Below are 23,265 nucleotides of genomic sequence, written 5' to 3'. Positions count from 1 at the left end.
GTGACGATCACTCACCTCGCGCCGCGCGGACGTCGTGATCGAGCCAGATCCGCTCGAGCCCGATGCCGAGAGGTCGCGCGTCGGAGCTCAGTCCGAGATCCGCGGGAGAGCGTGGATCGGATAGCGACAGGCTGATGGTCAACGTCCCGTCGGCGGCAATCGCGGCGGGATCGAGCATCAACCTGCGCAAGCCCGCGAACGCCTCTCTCGAGAATGTCAGTTGCTGCGGCGCTCCGTTGCCGACGCGGCAGGCCGCCCGCAATTGCGGATTTCCGTCGGAAACGAAGGCCCGGCACGCCAGCACAAGCTCGACCGGCCGTGACGGAATGGGATGGACCTCGAACCGGAGCACGCAATTCCTGCCAATGGACCAGGTGCCCCATTGCTCCGGCTCGCTCCATCCCTCGATCAACGCGGCGACGCCCGCTCCGCCATGCGCGAATTCGAGCTCCTTCACGCCGAGGACCGGCGAGGACACGGGAGCCTTCAGAGCGGCAGGATCGAGCGGCCCCTGATCCGGAACGAACTGCGCGATCACGCGCACTGCGTCCGCAATCGAATTGAGCCCAAGCGCAGAACCATCCAGCTCGTAAACCACACGGTTCGGTCCGGTCACGCGAACACCCCCGCGGGGTGGCGGCCGATCCGCAAGGCGGGCAGGAATGATGATGTCGGCGACGTCGAACCCATGCGTGCGGGCGAGTTCGCCGATGGTCTGCACGGTCCGATCATACAGGGGCGGCCGATGGTTGATGTCGGTCGCGAGCGCCTGTGCCAGCGCCTTGAAGTCGAGCCGCACATCGCCGTGATCCGCCAGCAGCAGACGCTTGAGGACAAGCATGTCCTTGGCGATGAAGAGCTGGAGGGCGTTGAGATCGGGGAGTTGGGGATCCTCGTCAATGGGTCCGAAATCGCGCGCCCCTCGCGGCGTCTCGAGCAGATCAGTGGTCTCGAAGAACAGCGCGTGACCGGTGCTGTGCTGCGAGAACCCGGCCATGCTCAGAGGCCGCGACAGTCGGATAAAACTGTCGGTCAGTGCGGCGTTGGCGATACCGGACGCCACGTCGGGTGATAGACCGATGAAGTAGCGCCCACCGATCGCGCGCATCCGATCGATGATGCTGCGGCGGACGAACGAATTGTAGATCATCGGCAGATGCGCATAGTGCGCCTGGAAGCCGAAGATGCGCGCCAGCTCGTCGCGTGACGACACTCGCTTCACGGACGAGGTCAGGTCGATCTCGGCGAGCAGCCGGTTGCGGAAGGCCGGATGGTAATAGCTCGGCCAGTGATAGGTGTAGGCGCTCCAGCTCAGGAGATCGATGTTTCGGTCGGAGAGCATCTCCGATGCCGTGGCACAAGCGTAGGGCATCAGCCCGTCATCGTCGCCGATGAAGGCGACGTACTCGCCCGAGGTGTGGCCGAGCGCCGCCTCCCAATTGTCGGTCATGGTCAGAACGGTCTCGCTGGCAAAATGCCTGAAGCGCTCGTCCTTGAGGTCTGCAACGATCCTCGCAATCTCGGGATTACCGCCATTGTTCTGAACGATGAACTCGCAATCTGCATGCGCAGGCTGGCACGCCATGGTCGCAAGCGCGTGGCGAAGCGTGTCGGGACGATCGAGGGTCGGCACCACGATGGACAGCAGCGGCATGATCACCATTTGAGAGAATGAGGGTCACGGTTTCCTAGCATCTTGCCGGACCGTTCGCACTTTCGCCAAAAGTCTCGTGATGCTAGCCTCATCGCCAAATCTTTGTCGTCAAGTCTTGCCCATTCCGCCTCGCGGCATGGAGCGGCCAGGATCAGCCCCCGAAGCCGCCGCGGGGCGCGCGTTGCAACAAGAACAAGAAGTGAGGAAGCGCATGGAAGCTCAAGTGCCCGCCGCATCGGTCTCTCCGCGCCCATGGTCTCCACCGCCCGACGCCGGAGAGATCGTCAAGGGCATCCATGCCATGCTGCACCCGCACAACATCGTGCTCGTGGGCGCGACCGACAAGCCTGGCAATTATGCCGAACGCATCTGGAACAATCTGATCAAGTACGGTTACGAGGGCGGCCTCTATCCGGTCAACGCCAAGCGGGAGACGATCTGGGGCGTCCCCTGCTACAAGGACTTTGCGAGCCTCCCGGAAAAGCCGGATCACGTTCTGGTGCTGGTGCCGGCGCGCTTTGCGGTCCAGGTGATCCGCGACGCCGCGGCCGCCGGCGCACGGTCGGCCACCATCGTCACCTCGGGCTTCAGCGAATTGCAGGACGAGGAAAGCCAGAAGCTCGCGGCCGAATTGCAAGCGGCGATACGTGAGACCGGACTTGCCGTCACCGGCCCGAATTGCCTCGGCAACCTAAGCGCCGGCGAAAAGCTCTTCACCAACATCGATGATCGCATCGTCACCATGGAACAGGGCGCGGTGGCGATCGCCGGGCAGTCCGGCGCGATCGTCATGGCGATCCGCCAGGCGCTGGAAGACCGCGGTGTCGGTGTCGGCTACATGGTCACATCAGGCAATGAGGCCGGGCTCGAGACGCCGGACCTGATGCGCTATTTCGCCGAGGACCCAAGCATCAAGGTGATCGTCGTCTACCTCGAAGGCGTGCGCAACACCAAGGCCTTTCGCGATGCCTGCAAGGCGGCGCGCGCTGCCAGCAAGCCCGTGATCGCACTTAAGCTCGGCGCCTCCGAGGGCGGCCGCGCCGCGGCGATGGCGCATACCGGCGCGCTCGCGGGCTCGATCGAGACGTTCGACGCCGTTGCAACGCGCGAAGGCGTGATCCGGGTCGGCGGCCTCGACGAGCTGATCGAGACCACGGAATGCTTCGTTCACTCCGTCGTGCCCAAGGGCGACCGGCTCGCGGCGGTCACGCTGTCGGGCGGCAAGCGGGGCATGCTGCTGGATGCCTTCTATGCCGAGGGCCTGAACTTTGCGCCGCTCAGCCCGCACGTCGGCTCCGAACTGGCGAAGATGCTCGGGCCGGGGTCTATCGTCGGCAACCCGCTCGACGCCGGCTTTGCCGCGGTGGTCGATCCCTCCGTCTACATGAAGTCGATCAAGCTGATGATCGACGATCCTGATATCGACATCGTCATCGTCGATGCCGAGCTGCCGAAGACGCCGCACGAGCTGCGCGAGCGCAACTTGCGCATCGTCGATGACATGGCGCGCCAGGGCGGCAAGCCCGTGATCTATATCAGCGCGATGTCGATCGGCTTCACCGACTTCACCAAGGCCTTGCGCAAATCGCTGCCGCATCTCGCGGTCATGCAGGGCATGGACCGGGCGGTGACCGCGATCAAGTCGCTGCTCGACTACGCCAAGCTGCGCAAGGAGGTGCCCGACATCGTCTCGAGCTCGAAACCCGCCGCGCGCGCCGTGCTGGAGAAGGCGCTGAAATCGGCGAGCGGCGCCGCACTCGACGAGGTCGCCTCGAAGAAACTCTTGAAGGCTTATGGCATTCCGATCTCGAAGGAGGCGATCGCACAGACGGCGGCCGAGGCGGTGAAGATCGCCAAGCAGATCGGCTTTCCGGTCGTGGCAAAACTCGTCAGCGCCGAGATCCTGCACAAATCCGACATCGGCGGCGTGGTATTGAACCTCAACAGCACAGCTGACGTGAAGAAGGCGTTTGCCGCCATCACCGCCCGGGTGAGCAAGTTGAAAGGCAAGCCCAAGCTGGACGGAATCCTGATCGCGCAGCAGGTCAAGGCCGAGCTCGAGCTCGTCGTCGGCGCCTCGCTCGATGCCGAGATGGGACCTGTCGTGCTGTTCGGTACCGGCGGTATCGACATCGAGCTGATGAAAGACGTCGCGCTCGCCGGCGCGCCGCTGGACGAGGCCGAGGCGCGGCTCCTGATCGGCCGCACCAAGGCCGGCATCAAGCTGCGCGGCTATCGCGGCAAGCCGGCCCTGCACGAGGCCTCCGCGGTGAAAGCGCTGGTCGGCCTTTCCAATTTGATCGCGGATGCCGGCGACCGGATCGCCTCGATCGACATCAACCCGTTCCTGATCAACACCAGGACGGGCGTAGCGGTCGATGCCCTCATCGTCCTCAACAACGCCGCGGCTAGACGGGTTGCCGGGCATTGAGGCCGTAGGGCGGATTAGCGCCAGCGTAAATCCGCCGATTGACACGACTGCTGAGGCGAAAACGGCGGGTTACGCTTCGCTAACCCGCCCTACGTACCATCCGGGCTCCTTCCAACTTCCCCGCTTTGGCCGTAGAATCGCCTGATGGCACGCGCGAGTAATCTGGTGATCGGAACGGCGACGCTGGCGGTGATCGCCGTGGCGTTCGGCGGCCTGCTCGGCGTGCAGAAATGGCGCACCATCCAGAGCCGCAGCCAGTTGCGCGTGGTGTTCGAGGGCGGCTCGGCCAGCGGCCTGCGCCGCGGCGGGCCAGTCAATTTCGATGGCGTGCCCGCGGGCCAGATTCTGTCGATCAAGCTGGACAATCCGCGCAGGATCGTGGCGCTGGTGATGCTCGACAACACCGCGCCGATCCGCAAGGACACCGTGGCCGGCATCGAGTTCCAGGGCCTCACCGGCGTTGCCGCGATCTCGCTGATCGGGGGCGCGCCCTCTGCGCCGCCGGTGCCGCTGGACTCGGACGGCGTCCCCGTGCTGACCGCCGATCTCAGCGACGCCGAATCCATCGTCGACACCCTGCACAGTGTCGACCGCACCATTGTCAGCAACGCCCCCGCGATCAAGGAGGCCCTGCGCACGTTCGAGGACTACACCGCCGACCTCCGGAGCAAGGGTGGCGAAATCGACTCCGTCATGGCCAAGGTCGACACCGCCTTCGCGGGCTTTGATAAGGCAGTCACGAAGATCGAGGGCGTGGTGCCCGGCTTCGTCGACGGCAAGGCCGACGAGCTGTTCGAGAAGATACAGGGGCTGCACGAGCTCGCCGACACCATGAGAAAGAAATCGGCCGGCTACCTCGAGGACATCCGTCGCTCGCTGCTCGACGTCAGCGAGGCCGCCAACAAGATGAGTGGGACGCCGGCCCCCACTGCCGCCCCGCGCCCGCCGCGCAAGCCGCCGCAGAAGAAGCAGTGAGGCCTCCCCTATCCTCCCTCTCAAGGGAGGCGACCATGCCTCACCACGCGTAGCGCACGACGCCCTTGCCGGCGTAGGAGCGGGTGAGGTTCGAGAACTCTCCCTCGAACGTCGCCGATGCAGACCAGCCGTTCATCCAGTTCATCTGCGCTGATGCCGTGGTCAGAGCCGAATCGCGCGCCTGGGCGGCACCGTTCACGACGAAAGCCGATCCCGGCAGGGTCTGGAACACCGCGCCCACAGTGCGGTCCGGATTGTAGTCATGCGCCCAGGCGAGGCGGCCGCGCAGGGTCATGAGGCCACCGGCCGCGGCAAACGACCTGTCTGCGCGCAGGCCGAGTTCGGTGCGGGTGCTGGTCACGTCCTTGGCGGCATAGTTGAGCGCGAAGACGTTGCTGCCGACCACGGCTGCCTCTGCATAGCTGGGAAGGCTGAACAAGGTGGCCTGGAGCGCCGCATACGGCGTGAGGCCGGCCCACCGCATGGCATAGCGATAGCCGCCCTCGATGCGGCCCGACACGGCATTGGCGTCGAACTGCGCACGCAGCTGGTCATAACCGGCAGCCGTCACGACGCGGTTGGTCGTGACGTCCTGCCAACCATAGGCGAGCGCCGCCGTGATGTAGGCAGGTCCCGCCGTATGACGCACGAAGGCGCCGGCCTGGAACAGGTCGGAGCGGCCCCAGCCGAGCCCGTTGACGTTGAAGGCGGTCCCGCCACCTGCGAGTGCAAAGCCCGCAATCGTCGACGGCGAGAAGCGGTAATCGAGGCCCACGGCAGTGCCGTAGACACTGCTGCTCGTGGTGTTCGAGCCGAGGCCGGCATTGCCGTCCGTGGTCTGCGAGCCGCCATAGCCGGCCGTCCACACATCCCAGCGCTGCTCGAACGTTGCCGCCGGTGCCTTGCGATAGATCGAGGCGAAGGCGTCGCGCGCGCTCTTGTCGCGCGCATTCGCGTCCGCGGCAAATGGCGACGCGCCAGGCGTGCCGCTGCGTCCTGAGCTGAAGACGTCGGTCAACAGGCTCATGAACAGGTTCATCGCATTGAACGTCGTCTGCTGCGATCCCGTTGCGGATTCACCCGAGGCCTGCGTCAGGCCCCCGGGACCAAGTCCCGCGAGTTTGGCCTGCAGGAAGCCGTTGGTGTTGAAGAAGTTCTGAAGCGTCGTGGCGACGTTCTGCTGGTTGACGTTGAGCGCGTATTTCGCGCCGTAGTTCAGCGTGAAATCGAGGATGACCTCGTTCGACCCGACGGTCGTCGTGCCGATGAGGCCACCCGGTGCGGCAACACCCGAAAAATTCCCGACGGAGGTGCCGAAGAAGTTCATGATCGAATAGTGCTTCATCACCGCAGCGCCCGGATACAGCGCGACGCCGACGGTGCCGTCCAGCGCGACATTGCCGGTAACGAGCGCGTGGCTCGTGCTGGATCCGCTACCGACCTGCACCACATAGACCGAGCCGGACTGAAGCGTGAGATCGCCCTGAACCTGCATGCTCGAGCCCGGGCCGCCGTCGCCGGGCGCATAGATGCCGCCGTTGGCGATGAGGGTATTGCCGACGATTCCGGCGCCGAACAACGCACCACCTGCATTCACGGTGGTCAGGCTCGACTGCGAGATGTCACCATCGACCCGCAGGATGCCGCCGTTCACCGTGGTCGTGCCGGTGTAGGAGTTCGTCCCCGAGAGGATCAGCGTGCCGCTGCCGACCTTTTCCAGCGAGCCGGGGCCGGCGGGACCGCAACCGCAGGTATCACCGATGACGCCGCTGACCTCGGTCGAGAGGTTGTTACCGCCGACGACGAGGGTATTGCCGCCGCCGATGTAGTAGAAGCCGCTGCCTTCGATCGATCCTGCGGTGATGCGACCATCGCCGGCCGGACCGGTGCCTCCACCGAAATCGACGACGCCGGTCCCGGTGGTGATGAAGCGTGCGTTGCCGCCGGTGGAGTTGTCGAAGAATTCGGTCCTGCCGCCGTCCTTGGTGATGATCGTGGCATTGCCGGCCGTGGTGAACGCGCCGAAATCGGTGAGACCATCCGCTTCATTGATGATGGTTGCATTGCCGGCGGTCGCCGTGTCGGAGCCGGCGAACGTCCCGAACACGGTCCCGCCAAAATCCTTGTTCACGATCGTCGCCGAGCCCGCCGAAGATTGCTCGATGAATATCGTGCCGCCGCCATTCTGGTTGGTGATGTTGGCCGTGCCTGCATTAGTCCGTCCGAAGAAGCCGATCAGGCCGCTGTCATTGATGATGGTGGCCCGACCGGCCGTCGCGGTGTCGGCTCCACCCCCGAGCGGATCGCCGAAATACACCTGGCCGTTGTTGGTGATCACGATCGAGCTGGCGGAGCTTGCGTTGAGGAACATCGTCGTGCCGGAGAAGTCGTTCAGGATCGACGTGATCCCCGACGTGTCGGCATTGACGATGCTGAAGAGGCCCTCGTTGGTGACGGCGCCGACCATGCTCGCGGTGTGGGTCGCGTCGCCGAGCTGCAGAGATCCGCAATTGCAGATGAAGGTGCCGCCGGTATAGGAGTTCGCGCCGAGCAGCGCCAGGATACCTGGTCCCTGAACATTGATCCCGTCGCTGCCGACGATGCGGGAAGCGATCACGGCCGAGGGATCCGCAGTGCCGGTCACATCGTTGGTGACGAACGTGGTGCCGCCCGCAGCCAGCCTGAGGTCGCCGCCCTGAATGGTATAGATCGAGCCGTCGGCGGTGAGGTCGAAGCCCACGAGGCTGGTGAGTTGCACGCCGCCCGGCGTCACCGTCACCGTGCCGCCCGTCGCCGGCGTCGAGGGAGCGCTGCTTCCGAACAGCGTGCCGGCTGACGCAGGATCGTAGGCCGTGCTGGTCCCGCCAAAGACGTCGGTCCAGTTGGTCGTAGTGTTGTCCCAGACGCCGCCCCCGCCGTTGACGATGCCGTTCGGCGTGGTCTGAGATCCGTTGAAGACCTGTTGGGCCCCGACGGGGCTCGCCATAACGATTGCGCTCGAGACGAAGCCGGCCCCGAATGCCACGCGCATTGCCGCGGCACTCCGGCGCGGGCAACTCCCCCCGCTCGATCGCAACCAAGCCCCCACGCTCGTTCCTCACCCGCGGCGCTCCCCAGCGGCGCCGCGGGGAACTTAGGCGAAGAGGATGGGCGGTAGAACTACGGGGCATCGAAAATCTGCCAACGGGACCCCCAGTTCGGGCAGATTCAACAGCCCATGTTGTAACCGCGCCACGGTTTTGCCGGGCGCCATTCCCATTCCGCGCACATACGGACGCATGAGAACGTCCGCATTTGTGGACGGCCATTCACATCAATGGTTGACCGTCCAACTCATGGGGCCGGCAAAGGCTCAGTAATTGCTCGGGGCCGATCCATTCGGAATGCCGTCGATCGGACATTCGTCCGTGCCGGGGGTCGAGCGGGTCATGGCCTCGACCATGTCGCGCGTGCCCTCGGGGTCTTTGATCCAGTTCTTGTAGAAATCATACGGGCAAGCTGCGACGCCGCGCGGGCTTTCGCCGGAATTGATCATGCCGGTATAACCGCGGTGGACCAGCTTGTAGAGGTGGTTCTGCGACTGGCCGTTGCGGCGCGCATCGCGGATCAAATGTTTCGACAACTGTGCGTACTGGATGCCGTAATCCTCCTCGCCGCATTCGCCGAGCGTACGACCGTCGAAGCCGATGATCGCGGAGTGGCCGAAATAGGAATAAACGCCGTCGAAGCCTGCGGCATTGGCGACGGCGACATAGACGTTGTTGGCCCACGCCATCGCCTTGGAAATAAGGACTTGCTGCTCCTTGGCCGGATACATGTAACCTTGGCAACGCACGATCAGCTCGGCCCCCTTCATGGCGCAGTCGCGCCAGATCTCCGGAAAGTTGCCGTCGTCGCAGATGATCAGGCTGACCTTCATCCCCTTCGGACCCTCGGAGACATAGGTGCAATTGCCGGGATACCAGCCCTCGATCGGCACCCACGGCATGATCTTGCGGTATTTCTGCACGATCTCGCCCTTGTCGTTCATCAGGATCAGGGTGTTGTAGGGCGCCTTGTGCGGATGCTCCTCATGGCGCTCGCCGGTCAGCGAGAACACGCCCCACACCTTGGCCTTGCGACAGGCTTCGGCGAAGATCGCGGTCTCTTCACCCGGCACCGCGCATGCCGTCTCGTACATCTCCTTGGAGTCGTACATGATGCCTTGCGTGGAATATTCGGGGAAGATCACGAGGTCCATGCCGGGCAGGCCGGCCTTCATGCCCACCACCATGTCGGCGATCTTGTGGGCATTGTCGAGCACCTCGGCCTTGGTATGCAGGCGGGGCATCTTGTAGTTCACCACGGCGACGCCGACGGTGTCGTTGCTGCTGGAAATGTCGCCGTGAAGCATGTTGGGCGCTCCTGTCGTTTATTGGTTTGAGGTCATCGCGCGCTAATGGCTGATCATCCAGGGCCGCGCCGTTGGGAAACCCTTGGCACCGCTCCCGGTCTTGGTCATCAGCCGCGCCGGTTTTTTCTTGTCTGACGCGCTCTTGTCCTTCACGGTTTTGCCTGTGGAGCAGCAACCGCAGCCGGGCCCGTGCGAGGCCTTGTATTGCGCGAGCGTCTGCGGCGCGTGGGTGCTGCGCTCGTTGACGGCATGAGCCTTGCGCTTCTCGGCCGGCATGCAGAAGAAGTTCGGCGCGGTCAGGATCACGCGCGGCGCCGACGTCTCGCAGTGCGGGCAGCTTTGCGGATCGTCGCACTCGGCCATCGGGCGCAGATCCGTAAAAGGTCCGCAATCGTCACAGAGATACTCGTAGACCGGCATCGCATCACCTAAGTTCTTGCCTGTTCATACAACTCGCTGCCACCATTCGTGTGGAGACAGCCCCTCACCCCAACCCTCTCCCCGTAAGAACGGGGAGAGGGAGCGCACCGGCTACTTGTCGGGCGAAATCGGCATCTGGATATCGCCGGTGATGTGCTTGATGGGCCCTGCCGCCGACGGCATCACGTCGAAGTCGAAGATCTCGGTCGGCAGCCACAACGTGGCGCAGGCGTTGGGCACATCGACCACGCCGGAGATGTGGCCCTGGCACGGCGCGGTGCCGAGGATCGAATAGGCCTGGGCGCCGGAATAGCCGAACTTCTTCAGGTACTCGATCGCATTCAAACAGGCCTGGCGATAGGCGATGTGGACGTCGAGATAGTGCTGCTTGCCTTGCTCGTCGACCGAGATGCCCTCGAAGATCAGGTAGTCCTTGTAGTTCGGCGTGATCGGCGAGGGCTTGAAGATCGGGTTCTTGATGCCGTATTTCGACATGCCGTCCTTGATCACTTCGACCTTCAGATGCAGCCAGCCGGCCATCTCGATGGCGCCGCAGAAGGTGATCTCGCCGTCACCCTGGCTGAAGTGCAGATCGCCCATCGAAAGACCTGCGCCCGGCACATAGACCGGGAAGTAGATCTTCGAGCCGCGCGAGAGATCCTTGATATCGCAATTGCCGCCATGCTCGCGCGGCGGCACCGTGCGCGCACCCTCCGCGCCGATCTTGGCCTTGACGTCGCCCTTGGCGCGGCCGCCATGGGCGGTCGCCGCGAACGGCGGATTGGCAAGGCCCGGGACGCGGGTCGGGTTGGTCGAGATCAGCTCGGCCTCGCGCTTGTTCCAGGTCTCCAGCATCTTCGGATCCGGAAGACAGCCGATCAGGCCGGGATGGATCAGGCCGGCGAAGTTGACGCCAGGCACATGGCGCGACGAAGTGTAGAGACCCTTGATGTCCCAGATCGATTTCTGCGCCAGCGGGAAGTGGTCGGTGAGGAAGCCGCCGCCATTCTGCTTGGAGAAGAAGCCGTTGAAGCCCCACAGGCTTTCCTTCATCGGGCCGACGTCGAGCAGGTCGACCACGAGGAGATCGCCGGGCTCGGCGCCCTTGACGCCGATCGGACCAGACAGGAAGTGCACGATCGACAGGTCGATGTCGCGCACGTCGTCGGCGGAATCGTTGTTCTTGATGAAACCGCCGGTCCAGTCATAGGTCTCGATGATGAAATCGTCGCCGGGATTGACCCAGGCCACGATCGGGATGTCGGGGTGCCAGCGGTTGTGCACCATGTCATTTTCGTAGGCCGACTTGGTGAGATCGACCTTGATCAGTGTCTCTGGCATCGAGATGCTCCCCTTTTACTACGGTTGGTTAGACGGACAGATATTTCGAGACCTGCGCGGCATCGACGGCGTCGCGCGGGTCGTCGCGCACGATCTCACCGTTCTCGATCACCAGCACGCGGTCGGCGATGTCGAGCGCGAAGCTCAGGACCTGCTCGGACACGACGATCGAGAGCCCCTTCTCGTCACGGATGCGCTTCAGGGTTCGCGCCATCTCCTTGATGATGGAGGGCTGGATGCCTTCCGTCGGCTCATCCAGCAGCAGGACCTTCGGCTTGGTCGCGAGTGCACGCGCAATCGCGAGCTGTTGCTGCTGGCCTCCCGACAGATTGCCGCCGCGGCGGCCCTTCATCTCGAGCAGGACCGGGAACAATTCATAGATGTCACCGGGCACCTCGGATTCGCCCGCGACAACGAGGCCGGTCTCGATGTTTTCCTTCACCGTCATGGTGGAGAAGATCATGCGGCCCTGCGGCACATAGGCGAGACCTTTGGCGACGCGCTCGTAGCTCTTGAGGTTACCGAGCTCGGCGCCGTCCATCGTCACCGAGCCGCTTTTGGCCGGCAGGATGCCCATCAGCGACTTCATCAAGGTGGTCTTGCCCATGCCGTTGCGGCCCATGATCGCCACGATCTCGTTGGGTGCGACCTTGACGTTGAGCCCGTGCAGCACCTCGCTCTGGCCGTAGGCGACGTGAAGATCGGAAATTGCCAGCATCGTCGCGCTCCCTATTTCTTGCGCATGATCTTGTCCGGAAACCGGACGCCACTTTCCGGGATCATGCGCTAATGCCCCAGATAGACTTCGATGACCTTGGGATCGTTCTTGACCTTCTCCATGGTCCCTTCGGAGAGGATCTGGCCCTGATGCAGCACGGTCACCTTGTGGGCGATGTCCTCGACGAACTTCATGTCGTGCTCGATCACCAGCACCGAGCGGTTCTTGATGATGCGGTTGAGCAGTTCGGCGGTCTTGGCGCGCTCGGACACGCTCATGCCGGCGACGGGCTCGTCCAGCATCAACAGATCGGGATCCTGGATCAGCAGCATGCCGATCTCGAGCCATTGCTTCTGGCCATGGCTGAGCTCGTCGGCATAAGTGTTGAGCTTGTCCTTGAGGAAGATCATCTCCGCGACCTCCTCGACCCGATCCTTCACGAGCTGGTCGCGCTGAAAGGTCAGCGAGCCGAATACGGTGCGGCCGCGCGGAAACGAGATTTCGAGGTTCTCGAACACGGTGAGATCCTCGAACACCGACGGCGTCTGGAATTTGCGCCCGACGCCGGTCTGCACGATTTCGTTCTCCCTCATTTTCGTGAGCTCCTTGCCACGAAACTGAATCGAGCCCGAGGTCGCCTTGGTCTTGCCGCAGATCAGATCGAGCACCGTGGTCTTGCCGGCGCCATTCGGGCCGATGATGACGCGGATCTCGTTCTCCTCGACGTAGAAGGAGAGATCGTTGACCGCCTTGAACCCGTCGAACGAGACGGTCAATCCGGAGACGGCAAGCAGGAAGTCCTTGGGCTGATGACCGACGAGCATGATCTATCTCCTCACTGCCAGCGTGGCATCGGCATCGTGATGACCGACGAGCATGATCTATTTCCTCACTCTGCCGGTGCGCCGTCGGCGACCGAATTGTCGTTCCAGCCCGGCTTCCGCTTGCGCGAGGCGAACAACCGATCGATGCGCGGCTGCACGTAATCGGCCCAGAGCCCGGACAGACCGTTCGGGAAGGCGAGCACGACCGCGATGAACAGCGCGCCGAGGCCGAACAGCCAGAGTTGCGGGAAGGATTCCGACAGGCTGGTCTTGGCGAAATTCACCAGGATGGCGCCCCATATCGCGCCGAAGATCGACATGCGCCCGCCGACCGCGGTGTAGATCACCATCTCGATCGACGGCACGATGCCGACAAAAGACGGCGACATGAAACCGACATTGAGCGCGAACATGGCGCCGCCGATCGCGGCGAACACCGCCGCCATGCAGAAGGCGAAGATCTTGAAGTTGGCGACGCTGTAGCCGGAGAAGCGGACGCGATCCTCCTGTTCGCGCATCGCCACCAGGATGCGGCCGAGCTTGGTCAGGCGGATGAACTGCGCGATGCCGATGCAGGCGAACAGCAGCACCACCTCGACGAAGTACAGGATGACCTTGGCGTGGTCGGGCCGGATGTCCCAGCCCTTGAGCGTGCGCAGATCCGTCATGCCGTTGATGCCGCCGGTATAGCCCTGCTGCCCGACGATCAGGATGGTCAGGATGGCGGCGACGGCCTGGGTGATGATCGCGAAATAGGTACCGCCGACGCGGCGCTTGAACATCGCGGTGCCGATGATCAGGGCGAACAGGCCGGGGACCAGGATGATGGCGAGGATGGTGAAGGTGAGGCTGTGGAATGGTTGCCAGAACAACGGCAGCGACGTGATCTGATTCCAGTCCATGAAATCGGGGATGCCGGGCGTCGACTGGATCTTCGTGTTCTCGACGCTGGACGCCTCGAGCTTGAGAAACATCGCCATGCAGTAGCCGCCGAGACCGAAGAACACGCCCTGCCCCAGGCTCAAGATGCCGCCATAGCCCCAGCACAGCACGAGGCCGAGCGCGACAAAGGCGTAGGTGAGGTATTTCGCGACGAGGTTGAGGCGGAACACATCCAGCGACAACGGCAGGATCACGAACAGCACGGCGGCCAGGACAATAAAGCCGATGAGCTCGGACCGGTTGAAGAAGCGTGAGTTGATGATCATGATCTGCCTGCTTCTCGTTACTTGCGGACTTTGAGGGCGAAGAGACCCTGCGGCCGCAGCATCAGGATGCCCACGACAGCGAGCAGCGTCAGGACCTTGGCCATCGAGCCCGACATGAAGAATTCGAGCGTCGATTGCGTCTGCGAGATCGAGAACGCGGAGGCGATGGTGCCGAGCAGGCTCGCGGCGCCGCCAAATACGACGACCAGGAACGTGTCCACGATGTAGAGCTGTCCGGAGGTCGGCCCGGTTGAGCCGATCATGGTGAAGGCGCTTCCGGCGATTCCGGCGATGCCGCAACCGAGCCCGAACGTGTAGCGGTCGACCTTCTCGGTGTTGATGCCGACCGCTCCGGCCATGATGCGGTTCTGCACCACCGCACGGACCTGACGGCCCCAGCGCGACATGTACATGACGTAGGCGACCGAGAGGGTGATCAGCACGGTGAGACACATCACGAAGACACCGTTGATCGGCACTTCGATGCTGTCGGTGACGTGCAGCGAGCCCAGCATCCATTGCGGCAACTCGACGCCGACCTCACGCGCGCCGAACACGGAGCGATAGGCCTGCTGCAGCATCAGGCTGAGGCCCCAGGTGGCGAGCAGCGTATCGAGCGGGCGCTTGTAGAGATGCCGTATCAGCACCCACTCCACCAGCATCCCCAACGCGCCGGACGCGACAAAGGCCAGGATCATCGCAAGGAAGAAGTAACCGCTGAACAAGCCGGGCAAATAGGACTGGAAGACATTGGAGGTCATCCAGGTGACGTAGGCCCCCAGGATCATGAACTCGCCATGGGCCATGTTGATGACGCCCATCTGGCCGAAGATGATGGCAAGCCCAAGCGCCATCAGGACGTAGACCGAGAACAGGATCAGTCCGGCAAAGCCCTGCATGACGAAGATGGAGCCGAGATCACCAAGCGAGTAGTCGCCGAACATCGATGTCCTCCGTCGGGGATAAGGGTCCCGCGTCGCGAGCAGGTTCGCGACGCGGGGGTCTTGGGCGTGGATTTGCTGTCCACGCCAGGGAGAGGCTTGGTGCTTGGAAGAAAGCGACTGAGAGCGCTTCTTACTGGTAGCCCTTGGGGAACGGATCCGGCTCGACGAGATCGGCGGTCTCGTAGATCAGCTCGAACTGGCCATCGAGCTTGGCGCGTCCCACCCGGGTCTTCGACCAGAGGTGATGATTTTCGTGGATGCGCACATAACCTTCCGGAGCGCCCTTGAACTCTACGCCGGGCGAAGCCGCCGCGATCTTGTCGACGTCGAACGAACCCGCCTTCTCCACCGTCAACTTCCACAGCCACGGGCCGAGATAGGCAGCCTGGGTGACGTCTCCAATCACGGTCTTCTCGCCCCACGCCTTCTTGAACGCCGGCACGAAGGCCTTGTTGTTCGGATTGTCGAGCGACTGGAAGTACTTCATGCAGGCATAGGCGCCCGCGATGTTCTCGCCGCCGATGCCGTCGATCTCGTCTTCGGTCACCGAGATCGTGAGCAGCGCCTGCTTGGAGAGGTCGATGCCGGCGGCCTTGAGCTGCTTGTAGAAGGCGACGTTCGAGCCGCCCACGACGTCGGTGAAGATGACGTCGGGCTTGGTCAGCTTGATCTTGTTGATGACCGAATTGAACTGGGTGTTGCCGAGCGGATAATACTCCTCGCCGACCACCTTGCCCTTCAGCACGTTCTCGACGTGCTTGCGCGCGATCTTGTTCGAGGTGCGCGGCCAGATGTAGTCGGAACCGATGAAGAAGAACGACTTCGCACCCTTCTCCTTGGCGATCCAATTCAGACCCGCGAGAATCTGCTGGGTCGCTTCCTGACCGGTATAGATGACATTCTTGGACTGCTCGAGGCCTTCGTAGAAGGTCGGGTAGTAGAGCATGCCGTTATACTGCTCCATGACCGGCAGCACCGCCTTGCGTGAGGCCGAGGTCCAGCAGCCCATGATCGCCGCGACCTTGTCGTTGACCAGCAGCTTCTTTGCCTTTTCCGCAAAGGTCGGCCAATCACTGGCGCCGTCTTCCTGGATGAACTTGATCTTGCGCCCGAGCACGCCGCCGGCGGCATTGATCTGCTCGATGGCGAGCTTTTCGGCCTCGATCGACCCGGTCTCGGAGATGGCCATGGTGCCGGTCGCCGAGTGCAGGATGCCGACCGTCACCTCGGTGTCGGTGACCGCAAGGCCGGTGGTGTTGACCGCCGAGGTCGCGGGAGCCTGTGCAAAGGACGCCCGCGGCAGCATCGTGATGGCCGGCACGGCGGCCATTCCCATCAATAGTTTGCGCCGGAGCGGCGACAAAAGGCCCTTGTTTGGTTCGTCTGACATGAGCACCCCACTTTTTTTCGAGGACACGCGATTGGTGCCGGTGAGGATGGCTCGGATCTGGGCGGCGGAAGCATACGCAAGATCGCGTATACTGCACCGCAAAATGCCGACGTAGGCTTTTGGTACGGAATTTGCGAGGGCTCCGGGTCCGTATCAGGAGTGGGGTAAAGCGTGGCAGGGCGGCAGCGAATAGACCGCGTCAGGCGACAGTACAACCAATGGGTCGCCAACCAGACGCTGGAGGACTATGCGCTGCGCTTCACGGCCAAGAGCGCGCGCCGCTGGTCCGCCGCCCGGGTCGCCAACACGGCGCTGGGCGCGATCTCGTTCCTGGCGATGGAGGCGATCGGCGGCACCATCACGCTGAACTATGGCGTCACCAACGCGGCCGCCGCCATCCTCGTGGTCTCGACCATCATCTTCTGCTGTGGCGTGCCAATCGCCTACTATGCCGCCAAATGCGGCATCGACATCGACCTGCTCACGCGCGGCGCCGGCTTCGGCTACATCGGCTCCACCGTCACCTCGCTGATCTATGCGTCCTTCACCTTCATCTTCTTTGCGATCGAAGCCGTGATCCTCGCGTCCGCGCTCGAGATGTGCTTCGGGATTCCGCGGCCGATCGGCTACCTCATCAGCGCGGTCGTCATCATCCCGCTGGTGGCCTACGGCATCACGCTGATCAGCCGCTTCCAATTGTGGACGCAGCCGCTGTGGATCGTGCTCCACATCATTCCGTTCGCGGCGATCGCCTGGCACAACCCGCACTCCTTCACGGAGTGGCGCAAGTTCTCGGGCGAGCACGGCGACCTCACCGGGCATTTCGACCTGCTGCTGTTCGGGGTTGCGGCCTCGGTGGTGTTTTCGCTGGTGGCGCAGATCGGCGAGCAGGTCGACTTCCTGCGATTTTTGCCGCGCGATCGCCGCGCCTCCAGGGCGTCGTGGTGGGTGGCGATGATGAGCGCGGGACCGGGCTGGATCGTGCTTGGCGCCTTGAAGCTCCTCGCGGGTTCCTTCCTCGCCTTCTTCGCGCTCAGCCACGGGGTGCCGCCCGAGGAGGCCGCCGAGCCCGCGCATATGTATCTCGAAGCGTTCCGCTATGTGCTGTCGCAGCCCGACCTCGCGCTGGCGTTGACCGGCACGTTCGTGATCCTGTCCCAGGTGAAGATCAACGTCACCAACGCCTATGCCGGATCGATCGCCTGGTCGAACTTCTTCTCGCGCCTGACCCACAGCCATCCCGGCCGCGTCGTCTGGCTGGTTTTCAACGTCATCGTGGCGCTCCTGTTGATGGAGATCGGCGTCTACAAGGCCCTGGAGCAGACCCTGGCGCTCTATTCGAACGTCGCGATCGCCTGGGTCGGCGCGCTGGTCGCGGATCTCGTCGTCAACAAGCCGCTTGGATTGCGGCCGCAGCAGATCGAATTCAAGCGCGCGCATCTCTACGACGTCAATCCGGTCGGCGTGGGGGCGATGACGATCGCGACCATTGTCTCCATCAGCGCCTTTTACGGCCTGTTCGGGCCGACCGCGAAGGCGCTGTCGGCCTTCATAGCGCTGGCCGTCGCCTTCATTGCCGCACCGTTGATTGCCTGGGCCACGGACGGCAAGTACTACATCGCGCGAAAGCCGAAGCGGAGCTGGCAGGACATCGAGGCGATCCAGTGTTGCATCTGCGAGCACGCGTTCGAGCCGGAGGACATGGCTTCCTGCCCCGCTTACGCCGGACCGATCTGCTCCTTGTGCTGTTCGCTGGATGCCCGCTGCCACGATCTCTGCAAGCCGCACGCGCGGATTCAGGCGCAGGTGTCGGAGACGCTGGGCAAGCTGATGCCGCAGCCGATCTACGCGCGCATCAACTCGCAGCTCGGCCACTATATCGGCGTTTTCGCAGTCTCCGCCGGCCTCGTCGCGCTGGTGCTGGGCCTGATCTATCTGCAGACCTCGGCGAGCGTGCATGGCGAGAACGCGCTCGTCTCCGACGTGCTCTGGAAGGTGTTCTTCTCGCTCAGCATCATCATCGGCGTGGTGGCGTGGCTGTTCGTGCTGGCGCAGCAGAGCCGCCGCGCCGCCGAGGAAGAGACGCGGCGGCAGACAGCGCTTCTGATCCAGGAGATCGACGCGCACAAGCGCACCGACGCCGAGTTGCAGCGCGCCAAGGAGGTCGCCGAATCCGCCAACCTCGCCAAGAGCCGTTATGTCGTCGGCCTGAGCCACGAGCTGCGCTCACCGCTGAACGCGATCAGCGGCTATGCCCAGCTGCTAGAGCAAGATACGACGCTGAGCACGAAGCCGCGCGATCAGGTCCGCGTCGTCCGCCGCAGCGCCGACCACCTCTCCGGCCTGATCGACGGCATTCTGGACATCTCAAAGATCGAGGCGGGACGGCTGTATCTGTCGCGCGACGAGGTGCGCCTCAGCGAATTCCTCGACCAGTTGGTCGGCATGTTCCGCCTGCAGGCTGCTGCCAAGGGCATCGACTTCGTGTTCCGCCGGCCGGCGTATTTACCGCTGGTGGTCTATGCCGATGAGAAGCGCCTGCGCCAGGTGTTGATCAATTTGCTCTCGAACGCCATCAAGTTCACCCAGACCGGCAGCGTGCAGTTCGTCGTGCATTATCGCAGCCCCGTTGCCGAGTTCGAGGTGATCGACACCGGCCCCGGCATCCAGGGCGACGATCTCGAACGCATCTTCGCGCCGTTCGAGCGCGGTGCGCTCGGCGTTTCGCAACCGCAAACCGGAACGGGACTTGGCCTGACCATCAGCCGACTGCTCGCCGGCGTGATGGGCGGCGATATCAAGGTCATGAGCACGGTCGGCACCGGCTCAACGTTCAAGGTCAAGATCCTGCTCTCGGAGGTCACCAATCCCCAGCGCATCGCGCCGGTGGAGGCTCCCATCTCCGGCTATCACGGCGCGCGCAAGACCATTCTCATCACCGACGATGATCCCGTCCATCGCGATCTCTTGCGCGAGGTGCTGACGCCGCTCGGCTTCATCCTGCTGAGCGCCCCCGACGGCCCCGGCTGCCTCGCGCTGGCTCAGCATTGCCGGCCCGATTTGTTCCTGCTCGATATCTCGATGCCCGCCATGGACGGCTGGGCCGTCGCGGAGGCCTTGCGCGCGAGCGGCCATCACCAGGCGCGCATCCTGATGGTATCGGCCAGCGCGATCGAGGCCCACGGCGCGCCGCTGGCGCAACCTTTCCACGACGGCTATTTGATGAAGCCGATCGACATCCCGCGGATTCTGGAGACGATCCGCCAGCTCCTCAGGATCGAATGGCAATATGGCTCGGACGAGATTCCCGTGTCATTCTGGCGCCCCGAAAGCGGATCGAGGCCGCCGGCGCGGCACATCGAGGCCCTGATCGGGCTCGGCCGGATCGGCTACGTCAAGGGCATCCAGTTGAAGCTGGACGAGATCGGCAGCGAGCATCCGGAACATGCCGACTTCGTCGCACAGATGCGGTCGCTGGTCGACCGCTTCGATCTCGAGCAGTACATGTCCACATTGAAGACGTTGCATGCGCATGAACATTGAGTCGAAAAAGCGCGACGTCGCGCTCGTCGTCGATGACTCTCCCGAGACGCTGCGGCTGCTTACCGACGCGCTCGACGGCGCCGGCATGACGGTGATGGTGGCGCTCGACGGCGCGGCAGCGATACGTATCATCGACCAGATCACGCCCGACATCGTGCTGCTCGATGCCGTGATGCCCGGCATCGACGGCTTCGAGACCTGCCGCCGGCTCAAGCGCGATGCCGGTCTTGCCAATGTCCCCGTGATCTTCATGACGGGGCTCGCTGAAACCGAGCATATCGTTCGCGGGCTCGAGGCCGGCGGCGTCGATTACGTGACCAAGCCGATCGTGATCGAAGAGATGCTGGCGCGCATCCGCGTCCATCTCGGCAATGCCCGCCTGACCCAGAGCGCGCGCGCAGCGCTCGACGTCTCCGGCCGCTTCCTGTTCGCGGTCGATCGCCAGGGCAATGTGCTGTGGGCGACGCCGCAGGCGCAGAAGCTGCTGTCCGATCATCACGGCGCACAGGCCGACGACTTCGTCCTCCCGCCATCGCTGCTGCAATGGCTGGAGCAGGCCAGGGCCAAGGGCAGCGCGAAATCCCAGGCGGCTTCCTTGCCCGACAATCTCCAGCTTCGGCTCTATTACATCGGCGAAACCGCGCCGAACGAGTTCCTGCTGCGGCTCTCCAGGGAGTCCGGCACCGCGCTGCCGCCTGAATTCACCAGCGAACTCGGCCTCACCACCCGCGAGGGCGAGGTGCTGGCCTGGCTCAGCAAGGGCAAGACTAACCGCGACATCGCGCAAATCCTGGGCCTCAGCCCGCGCACGGTCGACAAGCATCTCGAGCAGATCTACGCCAAGCTCGGCGTGGAGAATCGGACGGCGGCGGCGGCGATTGCGGCGAACGCGACGCGAAGGAATTCGTGAGGTGCGGTGTGGATGAGCTGGCGCGCCGTTGATCCAACAACCGATGTCGCCCCGGACAAGCGAAGCGCCGATCCGGGACCCATAACCACAGGAAGATGTTTGGCGCAGACTTGGAGTTACCTGCTCGCTCCATAACCACTCCCTGCGGTTATGGATCCCGGGTTCGCTTCGCGCCCCGGGACGACGGCGGAGTGTGGTGTGAGCGTCGCCGCCCCCTCACACGAACCCGCACCCACGAACTTCCTCACCCGTACACAAACGCCTTGTCATCCAGGTCCGTCTTCGGGATCTCGTCCTTTTCGGTCCAGTAATCCTGGCTATGCTGCCATTCCGGCTTGTCGCCGCGCTTGGGCAGCAGGTTCATGTTTCGCATCATGTAGCCGGGATTGAAGTTTTCCGGATCGATCCAGGGCAGGATCGGCATGTTGTGGTCTTCGGGTCGCAGCTTGACCTCGACCTTCTTCTTGCCTTTGGCCTTCATGTGGCCGAGCAGCCGGCAGACGAAGTCGGCGACGAGATCGACTCGCAGCGTCCAGCTGGCGCGGAAATAGCCGAACACCCAGACCATGTTCGGAACGCCCGTGAACATCATGCCGCGATAGGTGACGGTGTCGCCAAAGGCGAGCGGCTTGCCGTCGATCTCGAAGGCGATGTCGCCGAGCGCCGCGAGATTGAAGCCGGTCGCGGTGACGATGACATCGGCCTCCAGCAGCTTGCCGGATTTGAGCTGAATGCCGTTCTCGACGAAGCATTCGATCTCGTCGGTGACGACGGAGGCCTTGCCGCTCGCGATGCCCTTGAACAGATCGGCATCGGGCACGAAGGCGATGCGCTGCCGCCACGGCCGGTATGTCGGCGTGAAATGCGTCTCGACGTCGTAGTCGGGACCGAGCACCGCGCTGATCTGGCCGATCAGGTCCTTCTTGACCTGCTCCGGCTTGGATAGGCAGAGTTTTGTGAAGGCGTCCTGCTCGAACAGGATCTTGCGCCGAACGATCTCGTGGATCCAGGCCTCATCGACCTGAAGCCGGCGCAGCTCCTCGGCGATCTCGATGGCATTGCGGCCGAGGCGAAAATAGGTCGGCGAACGCTGCAGCATGGTGACATGCGCGCAACTGTCCGCGATGTTCGGCACCAGCGTCGCCGCGGTCGCGCCCGAGCCGATCACGACGACCTTCTTGTTCGTGAGGTCGAGATCGTCAGGCCAGGTCTGCGGATGGACGACGCGGCCTTTGAAGCGATCGGTGCCCTTCCATTCCGGCGTGTAGCCTTCCGAATGGCGGTAATAGCCCTGGCACATCCACAGGAAGCTCGCCGTGAAGGTCTTTGCTTCACCGGTATCGGTCGTAATCGCCTCAATGGTCCAGAGATTCTGCTCGCTCGACCAGCTGGCGGAATTGATCTTGTGCTTGTAGCGGATGTGCTTGGCGATATCGTTGTCGTCGATCACCTCGTTCATATAGGCGAGGATTTCTTCGGCGGTCGCGATCGGCGGCCCGACCCAGGGCTTGAAGCTATAGCCGAACGTATGGAGATCGCTGTCCGAGCGGATGCCGGGATAACGATGCGTGCTCCAGGTGCCGCCGAACGTCGCCTGCGTCTCCAGGATGACATAGCTCGTGCCCGGAAGTTGCTTCTCGATGTGATAGGCGCTGCCGATGCCGGAGATGCCGGCGCCGACGATCAGCACGTCGAAATGTTCAGAAGCCTGTTTGGCCGTGGCGTGACTGCGAACAGCGACATTCATTGTTGCTTCTATGCCTTGCTTGTTTTTGTGGCCGTCCTTGACGAACGACGCGTTTCCTCCGCGGCCGGCATGATCGCCCGCCGCGCTTCCGCTTCAAAATGACATAGATCAAGTTGCGGTCAAATCACAGTGCCGCACCCCAGCTCCGCGCGGTCTGCAAGATCCAGTCGCGGTAGAGCGTGAGCGGCGTGACGCCGGTCAATCCGCCGCAGCCATCGCCGGCGTTCGGTCCCGTCGCCCAGCTGATGACACCGACAAGCACGGCACCGCTCGGCTTGTCCTCGAACACGGGACCGCCGGAATCGCCGGTACAAGCGCCAATTCCGTCGCGAACACCGTTGGTTACGGGATCGACCAGGCGGATCTGAAGCGTGCCGGGCTGGCCCGTGACGACAAGGCCCGCGACGCGCGTGGCCCCGCCGCTCCTGCCATCACCGCGCATGGTGACACCGGTACCGGCAATGACGAAACGGCTACCGGCCTGGATTGGAATATTCGGCGTGCCGACCAGCACCGTCGATTTTCCCTTGGGTGGAATTTCCAGTTGCAGCAGCGCCACGTCTGCGCCGGCGCGATGCACCTGCGCCTTGTAGCTGGGATGGATCGCGATGGTGCGCACGTTCAGCAATTGCGGCGCGCCACCGCTGCGATCGACGATCTTGTAGTCCGCGCCCGGCGGCACGCAGTGAGCGCCGGTCAATACGATCCTGGGCGCGATCAGAGTGCCGGTGCAGGAATTGCCGCGCGAGCCGACGATGGTGACGACG

Annotated in this window: 16 protein-coding genes; 4 read left to right on the top strand and 12 right to left on the bottom strand. The window is 63.4% G+C overall.

The genetic code is table 11. The features are described from left to right. Positions 1-7: 7 nt before the first annotated feature. Positions 8-1,654, bottom strand: coding sequence for a glycosyltransferase family 2 protein (locus IC66_RS0125365; protein WP_244429160.1), 1,647 nt, complete (start codon positions 1,652-1,654; stop codon positions 8-10). Positions 1,655-1,865: 211 nt separating this feature from the next. Between IC66_RS0125365 and IC66_RS0125360 the strand changes: the two genes are divergently transcribed. Together IC66_RS0125360 and IC66_RS0125355 are read left to right on the top strand one after the other, a co-directional pair. Then, positions 1,866-4,085 (top strand): acetate--CoA ligase family protein, encoded by a 2,220-nt coding sequence (locus IC66_RS0125360; protein WP_038949530.1) that lies wholly within the window; start codon positions 1,866-1,868, stop codon positions 4,083-4,085. Between the two features lie 144 nt (positions 4,086-4,229). Then, positions 4,230-5,060, top strand: a complete 831-nt coding sequence (locus IC66_RS0125355) for an MlaD family protein (RefSeq protein WP_038949529.1) — start codon at positions 4,230-4,232, stop codon at positions 5,058-5,060. Positions 5,061-5,100: 40 nt separating this feature from the next. Here IC66_RS0125355 and IC66_RS0125350 read toward each other — a convergent pair whose 3' ends face one another. The 9 genes from IC66_RS0125350 to urtA form a co-directional block, all read right to left on the bottom strand. After that, a complete protein-coding gene (locus IC66_RS0125350; RefSeq protein ID WP_049806631.1) occupies positions 5,101-8,091 on the bottom strand; it encodes an autotransporter outer membrane beta-barrel domain-containing protein in 2,991 nt (996 codons plus the stop codon). A 321-nt stretch (positions 8,092-8,412) separates the two neighbouring features. Further along, the gene (locus tag IC66_RS0125345; RefSeq protein ID WP_038949527.1) at positions 8,413-9,453 is read right to left on the bottom strand and encodes an aliphatic amidase; all 1,041 of its coding nucleotides are present in this window, start codon (positions 9,451-9,453) and stop codon (positions 8,413-8,415) included. 42 nt (positions 9,454-9,495) lie between these two features. Next, the gene (locus IC66_RS0125340; protein ID WP_038949526.1) at positions 9,496-9,873 is read right to left on the bottom strand and encodes an FmdB family zinc ribbon protein; all 378 of its coding nucleotides are present in this window, start codon (positions 9,871-9,873) and stop codon (positions 9,496-9,498) included. 111 nt (positions 9,874-9,984) lie between these two features. Next, the gene (gene fmdA / locus IC66_RS0125335; RefSeq protein ID WP_028139663.1) at positions 9,985-11,214 is read right to left on the bottom strand and encodes a formamidase; all 1,230 of its coding nucleotides are present in this window, start codon (positions 11,212-11,214) and stop codon (positions 9,985-9,987) included. Positions 11,215-11,242: 28 nt separating this feature from the next. Then, a complete protein-coding gene (urtE, locus tag IC66_RS0125330) occupies positions 11,243-11,932 on the bottom strand; it encodes an urea ABC transporter ATP-binding subunit UrtE (protein WP_038949525.1) in 690 nt (229 codons plus the stop codon). Between the two features lie 68 nt (positions 11,933-12,000). After that, a complete protein-coding gene (gene urtD, locus IC66_RS0125325; RefSeq protein WP_038949524.1) occupies positions 12,001-12,756 on the bottom strand; it encodes an urea ABC transporter ATP-binding protein UrtD in 756 nt (251 codons plus the stop codon). A 65-nt stretch (positions 12,757-12,821) separates the two neighbouring features. After that, entirely contained in the window at positions 12,822-13,964 is a 1,143-nt protein-coding gene (gene urtC / locus IC66_RS0125320) for an urea ABC transporter permease subunit UrtC (RefSeq protein WP_038949523.1), read from the bottom strand. A 17-nt stretch (positions 13,965-13,981) separates the two neighbouring features. Beyond that, positions 13,982-14,908 carry an urea ABC transporter permease subunit UrtB gene (urtB, locus tag IC66_RS0125315; protein ID WP_018316774.1) on the bottom strand — a complete coding sequence of 309 codons (927 nt, stop codon included), beginning with the start codon at positions 14,906-14,908 and terminating at the stop codon, positions 13,982-13,984. Between the two features lie 130 nt (positions 14,909-15,038). After that, entirely contained in the window at positions 15,039-16,298 is a 1,260-nt protein-coding gene (gene urtA, locus IC66_RS0125310; RefSeq protein ID WP_026201734.1) for an urea ABC transporter substrate-binding protein, read from the bottom strand. A 171-nt stretch (positions 16,299-16,469) separates the two neighbouring features. Between urtA and IC66_RS0125305 the strand changes: the two genes are divergently transcribed. Beyond that, complete coding sequence (locus IC66_RS0125305) at positions 16,470-19,841, top strand: hybrid sensor histidine kinase/response regulator (protein ID WP_038949522.1); 3,372 nt, start codon at positions 16,470-16,472, stop codon at positions 19,839-19,841. Next, positions 19,825-20,751, top strand: a complete 927-nt coding sequence (locus IC66_RS0125300) for a response regulator (RefSeq protein WP_049806630.1) — start codon at positions 19,825-19,827, stop codon at positions 20,749-20,751. The genes IC66_RS0125305 and IC66_RS0125300 overlap by 17 nt, the downstream gene beginning before the upstream one ends. Before the next feature lie 244 nt (positions 20,752-20,995). Here IC66_RS0125300 and IC66_RS0125295 read toward each other — a convergent pair whose 3' ends face one another. Together IC66_RS0125295 and IC66_RS0125290 are read right to left on the bottom strand one after the other, a co-directional pair. Further along, positions 20,996-22,498, bottom strand: coding sequence for a flavin-containing monooxygenase (locus tag IC66_RS0125295; protein ID WP_038949520.1), 1,503 nt, complete (start codon positions 22,496-22,498; stop codon positions 20,996-20,998). A 124-nt stretch (positions 22,499-22,622) separates the two neighbouring features. Beyond that, on the bottom strand, positions 22,623-23,265 hold a 643-nt coding region (locus IC66_RS0125290; protein ID WP_038949519.1), incomplete at its 5' end, for a S1 family peptidase.

The organism is Bradyrhizobium genomosp. III (assembly GCF_000261705.1).
GTDB classification, from domain to species: Bacteria; Pseudomonadota; Alphaproteobacteria; order Rhizobiales; family Xanthobacteraceae; genus Bradyrhizobium; species Bradyrhizobium ottawaense.
Note: the sequence above shows the minus strand (reverse complement) of the source record. Positions and strands in the feature narration are given on the sequence as shown.